At 36.7% G+C, this 12,670-nt stretch carries 12 protein-coding genes; 1 reads left to right on the top strand and 11 read right to left on the bottom strand.

The genetic code is table 11. The annotated features are described in order from the left end of the window. Positions 1–55: 55 nt before the first annotated feature. The 8 genes from RBH95_RS10615 to RBH95_RS10580 form a co-directional block, all read right to left on the bottom strand. Positions 56–247, bottom strand: coding sequence for a cold-shock protein (locus tag RBH95_RS10615; RefSeq protein WP_307899571.1), 192 nt, complete (start codon positions 245–247; stop codon positions 56–58). Positions 248–325: 78 nt separating this feature from the next. Next, positions 326–1,279 carry a tRNA (adenosine(37)-N6)-dimethylallyltransferase MiaA gene (gene miaA, locus RBH95_RS10610; RefSeq protein WP_307899570.1) on the bottom strand — a complete coding sequence of 318 codons (954 nt, stop codon included), beginning with the start codon at positions 1,277–1,279 and terminating at the stop codon, positions 326–328. Next, positions 1,230–2,087, bottom strand: coding sequence for an ion transporter (locus RBH95_RS10605; protein WP_307899569.1), 858 nt, complete (start codon positions 2,085–2,087; stop codon positions 1,230–1,232). The genes miaA and RBH95_RS10605 overlap by 50 nt, the downstream gene beginning before the upstream one ends. Before the next feature lie 22 nt (positions 2,088–2,109). Then, on the bottom strand, positions 2,110–4,074 hold the full coding sequence (locus RBH95_RS10600; RefSeq protein WP_307899567.1) for a DUF3857 domain-containing protein: 1,965 nt from the start codon (positions 4,072–4,074) through the stop codon (positions 2,110–2,112). A gap of 3 nt (positions 4,075–4,077) precedes the next feature. Continuing rightward, positions 4,078–5,445 (bottom strand): 3'-5' exonuclease family protein, encoded by a 1,368-nt coding sequence (locus RBH95_RS10595; protein WP_307902250.1) that lies wholly within the window; start codon positions 5,443–5,445, stop codon positions 4,078–4,080. Positions 5,446–5,469: 24 nt separating this feature from the next. Next, on the bottom strand, positions 5,470–6,126 hold the full coding sequence (locus RBH95_RS10590) for a YggS family pyridoxal phosphate-dependent enzyme (RefSeq protein ID WP_307899566.1): 657 nt from the start codon (positions 6,124–6,126) through the stop codon (positions 5,470–5,472). A gap of 154 nt (positions 6,127–6,280) precedes the next feature. Beyond that, positions 6,281–7,171, bottom strand: coding sequence for a 3-hydroxybutyryl-CoA dehydrogenase (locus RBH95_RS10585; protein WP_307899565.1), 891 nt, complete (start codon positions 7,169–7,171; stop codon positions 6,281–6,283). Between the two features lie 116 nt (positions 7,172–7,287). After that, complete coding sequence (locus tag RBH95_RS10580; RefSeq protein ID WP_307899564.1) at positions 7,288–8,247, bottom strand: Gfo/Idh/MocA family protein; 960 nt, start codon at positions 8,245–8,247, stop codon at positions 7,288–7,290. Between the two features lie 155 nt (positions 8,248–8,402). Between RBH95_RS10580 and RBH95_RS10575 the strand changes: the two genes are divergently transcribed. Then, on the top strand, positions 8,403–9,044 hold the full coding sequence (locus RBH95_RS10575) for a protein-L-isoaspartate(D-aspartate) O-methyltransferase (protein WP_307899563.1): 642 nt from the start codon (positions 8,403–8,405) through the stop codon (positions 9,042–9,044). On the opposite strand, the gene RBH95_RS10570 is transcribed toward RBH95_RS10575, so the two are convergent. From RBH95_RS10570 to smpB, 3 genes are all read right to left on the bottom strand, one after another. Then, positions 9,041–9,583, bottom strand: coding sequence for a hypothetical protein (locus RBH95_RS10570; RefSeq protein ID WP_307899562.1), 543 nt, complete (start codon positions 9,581–9,583; stop codon positions 9,041–9,043). The two genes, RBH95_RS10575 and RBH95_RS10570, sit on opposite strands and share 4 nt — an antisense overlap. A 31-nt stretch (positions 9,584–9,614) precedes the next feature. Next, positions 9,615–12,086, bottom strand: a complete 2,472-nt coding sequence (locus tag RBH95_RS10565) for a DUF5686 and carboxypeptidase regulatory-like domain-containing protein (protein ID WP_307899561.1) — start codon at positions 12,084–12,086, stop codon at positions 9,615–9,617. A 102-nt stretch (positions 12,087–12,188) separates the two neighbouring features. Further along, on the bottom strand, positions 12,189–12,647 hold the full coding sequence (smpB, locus tag RBH95_RS10560) for an SsrA-binding protein SmpB (protein ID WP_053991345.1): 459 nt from the start codon (positions 12,645–12,647) through the stop codon (positions 12,189–12,191). Between the last annotated feature and the right edge of the window lie 23 nt (positions 12,648–12,670).

The following is a 12,670-nucleotide window of genomic DNA, read 5'->3' as shown; positions in this document are numbered from 1 at the left end:
AAAAAAAGCCTATCAATATTTTGATAGGCTTTTTTACTTAAAATAGGGGTGAATATTAGATAACTCTTACGTTTACTGCGTTCAATCCTTTTTTTCCTTCGGTTAGATCAAATTCTACTTCATCTCCTTCGCGAATCTCATCTTCTAAACCAGAAATGTGTACAAAATGTTCTTTGTTGGTCCCTTCTTCAACGATAAATCCAAATCCTTTTGAGTCGTTGAAGAACTTTACTGTACCTTTACTCATAATATAAATTAAATTAATAAAGGGCCAAAGGTAGGGCTAAAAAACTGATTACAGCTACAATCTTAAGTTTATTTTAATTTATTGTTTTTCAATTAGTTTTGAAATGTCATTTACTATGGTTTCTAAAGGAGTTGTGTAGTCAAACCAAAGAATGTTTTCATTTTTTTTGAACCATGTAAATTGCCTTTTGGCAAAGCGTCTAGAGTTCTTTTTTATTTCAGAAACAGCAAAATCTAAAGTCCAATTGCCATTGAAGTATTTAAATAACTCTTTATAGCCTACAGTATTTAGTGCGTTTAAATGCTGTTTAGGTAAAAGCTTTTTTGCTTCTTCAAGAAGTCCGTTTTCCATCATAATATCAACACGCCTATTAATTCGGTCATAAACAATTTCACGGTCTGCGGTTAAACCAATTGAAATGGTTTTAAAAGGACGTTTATTCTTTTTTTGATTTAAAAAGGAAGCATACGGTTTACCTGTTCCAATAGAAACTTCTAGGGCCCTGATTACACGGTGTGGATTGTCAATAGCAATACTTTGAAAGGATTGAGGGTCTAATTGTTTCAATTGAGTTTGGAGTGCAAGTAGTCCTTCTGTTTCCAAAGTATTGTTTAGAGTTTCTCTAATTTTAGGATCAAGATCAGGAAAGTCGTCTAGTCCTTTTGTCACGGCATCGACATAAAGACCAGAACCGCCAACCATAACCACAACATCATGCTTTTTGAATAATTTCTCTAATTGTTCTATGGCATCTCTTTCAAAAGCACCAACGTTATAGTCGGTTTCAATGGATTTATGATGAATGAAATGATGAGGAGCAGCGGCCAATTCTTCAGGAGTTGGTGCTGCGGTGCCTATTTGCATTTCCTTAAAAAACTGTCTGGAATCAGCAGAAATTATTTCAGTATTAAAGTATTGGGCAAGTTGTATGCTTAGAGCTGTTTTACCAATAGCGGTAGGCCCTACTATCGAGATAAGGTATTTAGTCATAATGTAATTCGCTTCCACATTTAAAACAAAATTTAGCATCATCCTGATGTTTTTCTGCTAGACAATTGGAACAATTTTGGGTGTTAACATGGACCGTGTCGTCCTTGGCTAGTTTATTGGCAGGTTTTGTTTGGCTGGCATATTCTGCGGACACTATGCCTGTTGGAACGGCAATGATGCCGTAACCTAAAATCATGACTAGTGAGGCTATAAATTGGCCTAGCGGTGTTTGTGGAGCAATATCTCCAAAACCTACAGTGGTAAGGGTAACAATACACCAATATACACTCTTAGGAATATTGGTAAACCCGTTGTCTTCTCCTTCAACCAAATACATTATGGTTCCCAAAATAACAGCAATAATAAGTACGGCAAATAGAAATACTGAAATTTTTGCTTTGCTTGCCTTTAGTGCATTTACCAAATTGTTGGAAGCCCCTAGAAATCGGGCTAATTTTAAAACACGGAATACTCTAAGTAAACGCAAGGCCCTTAGAGCAACTAGAGCGTGCGTACCAGCAAAAATTAGAGATAGGTATTTAGGAATGGTAGATAGCAAATCAATAATACCATAAAAACTGGTAATGTATCTAATGGGCTTTTTTACCGAAATAATTCTGGCAATATATTCGATTGAAAATAGAATGGTAATGATCCATTCTGAGATGTTTAAAAATGAATGATAGCGGTTATCAATGCTTTTAACGCTTTCCAGCATTACCAAAACAATACTCGCCAGAATGGCAAAAAACAGAATGATATCAAATAATTTACCTGCGGGAGTATCAGCTTCATAAATGATTTCATGAAGCTGAGTTTTCCAGTTTTTATTTGATTTTTGGTTGCTCATTATTTCAAATGTACTAAAAGATTTAGGATTTTTTCTCCAATACAATCAGTGAGTTATGCTGTATGTCGACAATTTTTCCAAAAAATATTTTTAGGCTTTTATAATATTCTGGCCCGTACAAAGATTCTTTAAAATCAAATTTTAGATACAAAAGAATGTTGTTGTCTTCTTTCTTTGAACTGAATATGAGCGAACCGGTATTATTGGGAAGTGAAACCTTAAAATCTTTTGGAATTTCTACAATATTAAGGTCGTCAGAAACATTTATTTGTAGTTTGTATAAAAAGGAATCCTTGAAACCAAAGTCTATAGGGTAGTTACGCTCCTGTAATTTAAACGGGTTTTGAGAGAAGAACTTTATCAAAAACGGATCGATATATAGTTTGTCTCCGGTTTGACTTAGCGGATAGGAAATTTCTAAATTTTCTAAAAATTCGTAATCCGATTTGTTTTTGGTTTCTACCTCATGGTTTAAAATTTCGATGTCTTCAAATGTTCTGAAATAACTATCAAAATAGTCCTCTTTATTACTGTAGAACTTCTTTTTATCGCTAATAGCATGATAACCTGTTGATCTTAGGTTGATGTTTCCAGATAATACATTGTCGGTGTCTAATTGTAAATTTAGACTTTGCACTATAATGGAGTTTTTTCTGGGAGCAATTTCAATCCATTCACTACCTTTTTTGAAATCTATAAGGCGGCCATCTTTGTTTAAACACTTAAAAGGAACCTCTCCAAAATCCAAAAAGTCATCTGTAGCGTCTAACAAAAAACGTTCGCTGCCAATATTAACTTGTACAATTAAATAATTAAATTCAGACAGTACAGGATATAATTTGGTGGCAAATCCATTATTTCTGGTAGACAATAAAACTGGTTTGGCTTCAACTCCCTGTTCATTTAGAAGATTGTGAAGCAGAATGTTGATTTCGGAAACCGAACCGGTTTTTTCTTTGGTCAAATCTTTAACGGATACGTCTTTGAACAGATGATATTCACCATTCCATCGATAATTGTCTTGAACGTATTTGTAGATGAGTTGTGCTTTGTCTAGGGGAGAATTTACATTAGCTAATAAGGAGGCCATTTCATCGTCTAGGCCAGTATTCTTAAGAAATTGTCGGCCAATATCCTTATCGGTTTTTAACTCGTGATCAACTGTTTTCCATGATTTTGTATAATTATTGATGACACCATCGAAACCTTGAAATGTTTTAAGTTCATAATCTATTCTGGCAAGATAGTTTTCTTTGGTTGTCATATAATCTTCTTCAACAAAGGCCGGGATATTTTCCATAGCATAGGTACTTATAGCGCAACCAGAATATGCGCCTCCAGGTCCGCTTAAACAGTTGGACTCTATATGGGAATCGTTTTTTACTAATTTTTGAGTACCAACAAGTTTGATGTTGTATTGCCAATTACCAGGAATACTAGTTTCGTATTCGCTGTAAAGTTTCGGGATATCCCCTTGAAACTCCCAAGATTTATAATTAAACATAAAAGGAGACGTAATGGTATAGCTATAGGTTATTACAGAGCCTTCTTTAATGTTTGGAAAAGTAAACTTTACCAAGGTTGTGTTTTCACTATAGGTTTCATTAAAAATGCCACTTTTTTTTAGTTTTACCTTAGTAACTTTACCATTCTCGATATTATATACGGTAGCTTGGATGTTTTTGACATCCTCCTTTTTTGATTTATTGTTGTAAAGAGGAATGGTAATGGTTGCCTTGTCAAATCCTTCCTTGTTCAGGATTTTTAGCTTCTTGGTGATTTCGGTGTTTAACAGGTATGTGCTTTTGTTAACAAAGCTCTTTCCGTGTTCATAAATCATCAAGGCATTTGCTGTGGTGTCTTGAGGGTAGATTTTGGTTTCCAAATCTCCTTTGGTGACGTTTAGGTCGGAGGAGTTAAAAGGGGATTGAGAAAATAGGCATAATGAGAATAAAATTGAAAGAATGGTTAAGGTTGGTTGTTTCATTGGTTATGGTTTGGTTAAGGTTATTAGTTTTAATTTTGTATGTTTCCTTAAGTAATTTTGAATGATATGTTGGGAGTCCCTATTGTTTTCCATAGGTGTAATGATAGCCTCCAAAATTTCGGGTTTGGTTATTTGATGGTTTAAATTGTAATAGCCCAAACCAACAAAAGCCCCATTTTTAATGCTCACGACACTGCGCTCATCTATTTCTCGCCCTTTGTCAATGATAAGCATATCCTTATCTCGATAACTATTTTTTTCAATAAACGCTGTAACTCTTGAGTTGTAAGCCTCCTGCGGTTCTTCATTAATGCAGGCTCCAAAACATTCTTTAATAGTATAGTTAAAACAGTTCTTGGAAGTAGGGTAGAGCCCTGTTAGTTTTTGACACAATTGAAATTCTTCTACCGTTTTAAAAAGAAACTGTTTGGCACTGTGTTTTGTTGTGAAAGTTGTGATGGGGTGCTTACGTCCGTCAGTTTTGTCAATTTTTAAGTTGATGTAGCCAGCATCATCTTTGTAAGAGTATAAGGCAAAAGTAAAGTTATTGCGTCTTAAAGCTCTATTGAAGAGAGGTTTGTTACGTTTAATTTCTGCACTTTCCTTTAATAGGGCAACTAGTTCGCTACCGGTTTCTTCATAGGTGACGACAACAGTTTGCAATTGTAATTTTTTTGACTTAGAAGTTGTACCCGTAAAGTGCTGGCTTACTCTATTTTTAATGTTGTTGCTTTTCCCTATGTAAATGATTTCGCCATCGTCGTTATGCAAATAATAAACGCCTGTTGCATTGGGCAATTCATCTATAATACGCTTTAAATTGGGATTGATTTGCTTTTGGTCAGACTTTAAAGCATCCTGTATGATGTACTTATCTAGATCTTTATTCAAGATCATTTTGAAAAGTTTTACTGTTGCCATGGCATCGCCTGCGGCACGGTGTCTGTCACTTACAGGGATTCCTAAGGATCGGGCCAATTTCCCTAAACTGTAGGAGTCCTGTCCTGGAATTAATTTTTTGGACAATTCAACGGTGCACAGTGTTTTTCGTTTGTAACCAAATCCCAAGCGCTTAAATTCGGTTTTTAAAATACGGTAATCAAATTGGGCATTATGGGCTACAATAATGCAGTCTTCCGTGATTTCAACAATCCGTTTGGCAACTTCGTAAAATTTAGGTGCATTGCGGAGCATTTTATTGTTGATGCCCGTAAGGTTGACCACAAAGGGCTGTATTTCACGTTCTGGATTGACTAGGCTAACAAATTGGTCAACTACTTTATGGCCATCATATTTATAAATGGCTATTTCGGTAATGCCTTCCTCGTTGTATTTACCTCCAGTAGTTTCTATGTCTAGTATTGCGTAAATAACGGTATCTTCTTCTGTAAAAAATTATAAATAATTTCGTTCGCCAAAAATGCTGCTTCCAACTCTAACCATCGTACTGCCACACTCAATGGCAAGCGGGTAGTCGCCACTCATCCCCATAGATATAATTTCCATAGGCTGAAAAGCATTGAGTTTGTCAAAAGTAGTTTTTAAACAGGAAAATTCAGTTTTTATTTGAGCTTCATCATTGGTAAATGTGGCCATACCCATAACGCCAACAATGGCAATATGTTTTAACTCCTTAAAAGCCTCATCCTGTAATAGCTTTAGAGCATCTTCTGGAGGCATTCCAAATTTTGAATCTTCCTCAGCAATTTTAATTTGAAGCAAACACTTTATAACTCTATCGTGTTTTTCAGCTTGTTTATTGATTTCCCGCAATAATTTGAGGTTGTCAACACCATGGATAAGATCAACAAAATGTGCCATGTACTTTACTTTATTACGTTGTACATGCCCAATCATATGCCACTCAATATCCTTTGGAAGTTGCTCATATTTTTCAGCCATTTCCTGTATTTTGTTTTCACCGAAAATACGCTGACCACTATTGTAGGCTTCCAATATGGCGCTAACCGGTTTGGTTTTGGAAACCGCGACCAGAGTGACATGTTCTGGTAATTGAGATTTTATATGCTGAAGATTATGTTCAATATCCATTTCTTTCAAGAGTTTAATGGAGCTTGATTTTATTTACTCCTTGGTTGGATAGAAAGGAGTCTGGAAAAATACCAAGCTTGGATTGGTCTTAATAGCATAAATAGCTAATAAGAAAATACCGATGTAACCTTTTTATTACATCGGTATGGTATTGTTATTTTAAAAATTGTGAAGCGACCACTTCAGCTTTTTTGCTGCTTGAGTAATCGTAAAAACCTTCACCAGATTTTACTCCCAGTTTTCCTGCACGTACCATGTTTACTAATAAAGGGCAAGGCGCATATTTTGGGTTTTTGAACCCTTCGTACATTACATTTAGGATAGACAGGCAAACGTCCAAACCAATAAAGTCAGCCAATTGCAATGGTCCCATTGGATGTGCCATTCCTAATTTCATCACCGTGTCAATTTCAGCTACTCCAGCAACACCGTTGTAAAGTGTTTCAATGGATTCGTTAAGCATTGGCATTAAAATACGGTTGGCCACAAAACCTGGGTAATCGTTCACTTCAACAGGAACTTTATCCAAAGCTTTAGACAATCCCATAATGGTATTAGTCACCTCGTCGCTAGTGTTGTACCCACGAATGATCTCTACCAATTTCATAATTGGCACAGGGTTCATAAAGTGCATTCCAATAACCTTTGTTGGGCGCGATGTAGCGGCAGCAATTTGAGTAATCGAGATAGAAGACGTGTTAGTGGCCAGAATGGTGTTTTCATCACAAGCTTCGTCTAATTGCTCAAATATTTTTAGCTTAAGATCAACGTTTTCTGTTGCAGCCTCAACTACCAAATCCGAAGTTTTTACGCCTTCAGCAATAGAGGTAAAGGTGGTGATGTTATTTAGTGTTTCTTGTTTGTCGACTTCAGTGATTTTTTCTTTGGCAACCATTCTGTCCAAATTCTTTGCAATGGTACTCAAGCCTCTTTCAAGAGATGCTTCACTAATATCGATAAGATGAACATTGAAGCCTTTTTGTGCAAAGGTATGTGCAATTCCATTTCCCATGGTCCCGGCTCCAATAACTGCTATATTTTTCATTTGTATAAAATTTGTAGTCCCTTTATTCAAGGGTGTATTATTAAATTGTTGCTAATTTTGGTATCGCAAAGTACGTTTTGCAATAATTGTGGTCGGTTGTAATTGTAATAATCAGCTTAAAACTGATCAATAATCATATGGGCCACACGAAGCGCCTCCGTACCATCAAGTAGGGTTACTATTGGTGCGGTGTCTGTGTTAATGGCATGCGCAAATGATTCCAACTCATCTAAAATGGCATTGTTGGCGGTGATATCCGGATTGTCAAAATAAATCTGTTTTTTCACACCTTCGGCATTTTGTAGAATCATATCAAAATCTCCAGGGAGTTCTGGAGCATCTTTCATTTTTACCACTTCACATTTTTTCTCCAAAAAGTCTACAGAAATGTAGGCGTCGCGTTGGAAGAAACGCGTTTTACGCATGTTTTTCAATGAAATTCTGCTAGCTGTTAGGTTGGCTACGCAGCCATTTTCAAACTCTATTCGGGCATTAGCAATATCTGGAGTGTCGCTAATGACGGAAACCCCACTGGCTGAAACATTTTTTATTTTGGATTTTACCACGCTTAGAATAACGTCGATGTCGTGGATCATCAAATCCAAAACCACAGGAACATCGGTTCCTCTAGGGTTGAATTCCGCCAAACGGTGGGTTTCTATAAACATAGGGTTGTGTACACTTTCCTTAACGGCAATAAATGCTGGGTTGAAACGCTCAACATGACCTACTTGTCCGCGAAGTCCATTTTGGGCCAAAAGCTCCCTGATATGTTCTGCTTCCTCGATGGTATTTGTAATAGGTTTTTCTATAAAGATGTGCTTTCCTTTGGCAATGGCCTTTTTAGCACATTCATAATGCGATAGGGTAGGTGTTACAATATCTACCATATCCACAGCATCTATAAGTTCGTCGATATCTTTAAAGTAGGTATACCCAAATTCCTCTACAACTTTTTGGGCATTGGCTTCATTAGGGTCGTAGAACCCAACAAGCTCATATTTATCGGATTGATTGAGTAATCTTAAGTGAATTTTTCCAAGATGACCAGCACCAAGAACTCCTGCTTTCAACATGTTTTCGAGTTTTTAACAAAACTAAGTATTTTTCATTATTTGGGGACTGAAAATTGGAATAAAATGACCTTTTAAAGGGAGTTGATAAAACGGTTAATTTTAATTTTCGCCTTTAAAATGTTTGAAGTAATTTTGTCTTGAAAAGCTTACCAACATTGAAAGACACGTTTAAACATCAAGGAATGAGACAGCAACTTGTAGAAGTTGTTAGGGCTAAAGGAATTACCAATGAAAAGGTTTTAAAAGCTATTGGTACCATCCCAAGGCATTTGTTTATGGATTCTAGTTTTTTGGATCACGCATATCAAGATAAGGCGTTTCCAATTGCGGCAGACCAAACCATTTCCCAACCTTATACCGTGGCATTTCAAACCGAACTTTTAAATATCAAACCGGGAGATCAAATATTGGAAATTGGTACCGGAAGTGGTTATCAAACGGCTGTTTTGTGTTTGATGGGTGCTAAAGTGTTCAGTATTGAACGTCAACAGGAATTGTTCAGAATCACCAGTAAGTTTTTGCCAAAATTGGGCTATCGTCCTAAAAAGTTGATCTTTGGAGACGGCTATAAAGGGATGCCTGAAGAAGCGCCTTTTGACGGTATCATTGTAACGGCAGGTGCTCCGTTTGTGCCTAAACCTTTGTTGAGCCAATTAAAAATTGGTGGTCGTTTGGTAATCCCTGTGGGAGTGGATGTGCAAACTATGACCCTCTTCATTAGAAAGGGGCCAAAGGAGTTTGAACAGCACGAGTTTGGAGAATTCCGATTTGTGCCGTTGTTGGAAGATAGAAATTAAGGCTTCGGTAAATAGTCTTCAGGAATAGGAGTTCCTTCCGTTTCCAAAGTCCAATACAGATTTACAACCCACCAACGTTGCCCGTCAAAAAGCAATTCAATGCTGTCTATTCCTCTAAGGAATGGGGTTTCGTCTTGCTCACTTCTGAAAGCTTCAAATGTGATAAAAGCGTGGGTTATATTTCCATAAGATTGGGTAACTCTGTGAATTTCCTTTTTGATGTAACCGTTGGCAATAATCCAATCATTGGTGGTATTGATGTAATCTTCCACCGAAAGGTAATTGGTATCGTAAATACCTTTTACGCCATCTTTATAGGCCGGGATCAACTTTGCCTCGTTTTTAAAAAGGTATTTAAAAAGTTTCCAATCGCGTTCAACTCCTTTTTCTCCTGAAATGGCTCCATAAAGGGAGGTAATGGTAGAGTCTAAAGTAATGGTTTTCCCTAGGTAGCTCACCGGAGCTTCTTCGGCTTCCTGAGCATTGATGTTACAAATAGTGGCTAAAAAAAGTAAGGATGTAAGGGCGAAAGTTTTCATGCGGTTCACTAAAAAAATTTGCTAAAATTAATCAATTAAAGAGTTTCAACCCAAAAATAAAGGCGTCACTTTGAAATCCGTGTTGGTAAGAGCGCACATAATCAAGTCTTAAGAATCTGAATTTTCCCCAGCCTATGTTGTCTATTCCAATTGAATATTCTTGGTAAGGTTTATAGGTTTTAGAGGAAAGAGCATGGGCACCAACAATCAAGTTGTAATTTAATTTATTCAGCAATGGAATTTTACCCAAAATGTATCCATTAAAGTTGTGTTCGGCATGTAATTCCAAATAATTGTCGTTTGTACTTAAGGAATAGTATGGCAAATTGTTGAAGACATTGGTGTAACTTCCGGAAGCGCTAACATGGGTTTGGTTGCCATTGAAATGCTGGTAATCCATAAACGCAATATCCTCGGCATTGAAAAAAGTTCCGGCCCTAAGATTGTAATCAAAATCCCCTTTGTTACCAAGCTTCACATTTTGGAAAATGCGCAGTTTAAGTTGGTCAAAATTGTAAGCGTTAATAGAGGCTCCAAATCCTTTTTCGTAACCTATGGCCAAGGTTGGGTATTTGGTTTCTATGACAGTGTATTTGCTGTCAGGATAACTAAAGTATTCCTGACCAAAATTGAAGGTTGCACTTAGGCTAAATTTGAAAATGTTGTGCGTATTGAACGGTGCAATGCCATAGGCTGTTTCATCCAGCGGGTTATTACTAGTGTAGGTATCGTCACTTTCGTTGATAAAGGTAGTATCTGTGGTGTTTAAAAGTGGTTTCCTGCATTCGTAGCTGATGTTGCTGTACAATTTGAAGCCATTAAAAAGTTCCTTTGAAAAGCTTATTTCAGCAAAACTTTTATCGTAAAGTTTCATGTAATTGTCTTCAAAGAACAGAGAACTAATACTGTTTATTAATTTTGAAATTGGCTCTGTTCCATTAAATTGTTGCGTGGTTACACCTCCCGAAACCATTAGATATGGTCTGCTAATATTATTGAATTTATAATGAGCTGAAAAGACGCCTCGCAATCTTTGGTCCCCTAAGCCGTAATTAAGGGTTGCTTTTGTGAAGAAATAGCGTTTGAATTCATCAATGTTTTTTGTGTAGTGAATACCAACAGAGCTATTAAAACCTTGAACCGTATTAAAATTAAGGGCTGAAAAGGGAGAGGAAACGCCTAAACTCCATTTTTCATAGGAATTGGAAAATGTATAACCAGAAAAGATATCGGAAAATTTAAACTTGTTGGATACCCTGTCTGTGGAGTCTAAATAGGTTTTAGACTTTTTGATTGTTTGAATACTGTCTTTTTTCAAATAATCCAGAATTTCTTCCTCGGTTAGGGGAACAGGTCTATTGATTTCCCAATACAAAGAGTCCTTTTTGTTGGCTTCTTCTTTAAAAGACAGTATTTCTTTTCCAAAATTACGTTTTGAAAATTCTGGATTGAAATTGTATTCGCTATAGACAGAAGTGTAATGGCCTTCTCCATTGATACCAAACATGCCAAAGGAAAAATCGATGTTTTGCGACATCAAGGCCCAAACCTCATCCTGTTGGGAGTAGGAGAAATTTTGCTTAAGAGTGATGGTGTCGGCTCCAGGGATTTGTGCCTGTTGGCCGGTAGTCGTTAATTCAAGAGCGTAAATGGTCCATTGGTCTTCCACAATATACATATGTCCTTCAAACACCCGGTCGTTTTTACGTTTTGGGGTGACCTTAATTTTATTGATAAGGTTTCCAAAATCGTCATAGAAAATCCCTTCCAGGGTGTAGTGGTAATAGTTAAAGGCATATTCTGCAATTGGGGAAATGAGAGGATTTTCTAAATCAATGGTGTTGTTGTAAAAGTTGAAATTGGCATCCATGGCCGTATTAAAGCTAAAGCCGTTGTCGTCGCCACTAACCTTTGAGGCAATAATAGTTTCCTTGAGTTTGTTGGGGTAGAGGTAGTCAATTTTTGAAACAGTTTCCGAAAGGTAAATGATTCCGCTTCTAGTAGAGTCCAAACCGCCTCCCAAATCTCCCAATTCCTGACCTAAAATGGCTTTTGGAGCATTCTTGATTTTCAGTAATCCCCTGGAATAGTAATGAGCTTTGAAGGCTTTGATGAGTTCAAGGTTCTCTTTTCGTTTGTCTATGGTAGCCCTCATGATTTTGTTGGCTGGATTTTCGTTGGTTTTTACAACGACTTCCTGAAGGGATATTTCTTCTTCCTCCAAAACAACATTCAATTGATATGGAAAGTTTTCAATGGTTACTGTTTTTTTGAGGGTTTTATACCCCAGATATTTAAACGTAATTGTGTAGGTTTTGGGAGCGGAGACGTTCAGTTCATAAACGCCATTATCGTTACTGGTAGTGCCTGTGTAGGTGTTTTCAATATAAATATTAACAAAGGCTAAAGGGGTATTATTACTGTCTTTTACAGTACCTTGAATTTGAGCCAAGGCATAAAACGTCTGCAAAAAACTAAAAAGTAAGACTAGTTTTTGTTTCATATAAGTGTTGGTTGATGGCGCAAGAAATTTGCTGTATGAGGGCAGTATTGGAACTGCTGGTTATAAACATTTTGAAAAGTGCTGTTATAACCATTCAAGAAATTACTTGTAAATTTTCTTGATGCGATCCAAATTACGCTTGTTGTCGCGGTCTTTAATAGTGTCTCTTTTATCGTAAAGTTTTTTCCCTTTTGCCAAAGCAATATCCATTTTGGCGTACCCTTTTTCGTTGATGAACACACGAAGCGGCACAATGGTAAGACCTTTAACGTTTACATCCTTTTGAAGTTTTTTAAGCTCCCTTTTGTTGAGTAGTAGTTTGCGTTCGGCCTTTGGCTTGTGGTTGTAGTAGTTACCGTAAACGTATTCCTGAATAGTCATGTTGATGACAAACAGTTCGCCACGGTCGTTAAATTCGCAAAAACTCTCGGCAATAGAGGCCTTACTATCTCTTATGGATTTTATTTCAGTACCTGTTAAAACAATTCCAGCAGTATAAGTGTCAAGGATTTCGTATTCAAACTTGGCTCTTTTGTTTTTTATGTTGACCGTTTTTTGCATAGCACAAAACTACGTTTTTTATA

The organism is Mangrovimonas sp. YM274, assembly GCF_030908385.1.
Classification (GTDB): domain Bacteria; phylum Bacteroidota; class Bacteroidia; order Flavobacteriales; family Flavobacteriaceae; genus Mangrovimonas_A.
This window is presented reverse-complemented; position numbering and strand designations above follow the sequence as displayed.

Coding starts and splice junctions, on each gene's coding strand:
- RBH95_RS10615 (WP_307899571.1), bottom strand. CDS start 247: ATGAGTAAAGGTACAGTAAAGTTCTTCAACGACTCAAAAGGATTTGGA.
- miaA (WP_307899570.1), bottom strand. CDS start 1,279: ATGATGCTAAATTTTGTTTTAAATGTGGAAGCGAATTACATTATGACT.
- RBH95_RS10605 (WP_307899569.1), bottom strand. CDS start 2,087: ATGAGCAACCAAAAATCAAATAAAAACTGGAAAACTCAGCTTCATGAA.
- RBH95_RS10600 (WP_307899567.1), bottom strand. CDS start 4,074: ATGAAACAACCAACCTTAACCATTCTTTCAATTTTATTCTCATTATGC.
- RBH95_RS10590 (WP_307899566.1), bottom strand. CDS start 6,126: ATGGATATTGAACATAATCTTCAGCATATAAAATCTCAATTACCAGAA.
- RBH95_RS10585 (WP_307899565.1), bottom strand. CDS start 7,171: ATGAAAAATATAGCAGTTATTGGAGCCGGGACCATGGGAAATGGAATT.
- RBH95_RS10580 (WP_307899564.1), bottom strand. CDS start 8,247: ATGTTGAAAGCAGGAGTTCTTGGTGCTGGTCATCTTGGAAAAATTCAC.
- RBH95_RS10570 (WP_307899562.1), bottom strand. CDS start 9,583: ATGAAAACTTTCGCCCTTACATCCTTACTTTTTTTAGCCACTATTTGT.
- RBH95_RS10565 (WP_307899561.1), bottom strand. CDS start 12,086: ATGAAACAAAAACTAGTCTTACTTTTTAGTTTTTTGCAGACGTTTTAT.
- smpB (WP_053991345.1), bottom strand. CDS start 12,647: ATGCAAAAAACGGTCAACATAAAAAACAAAAGAGCCAAGTTTGAATAC.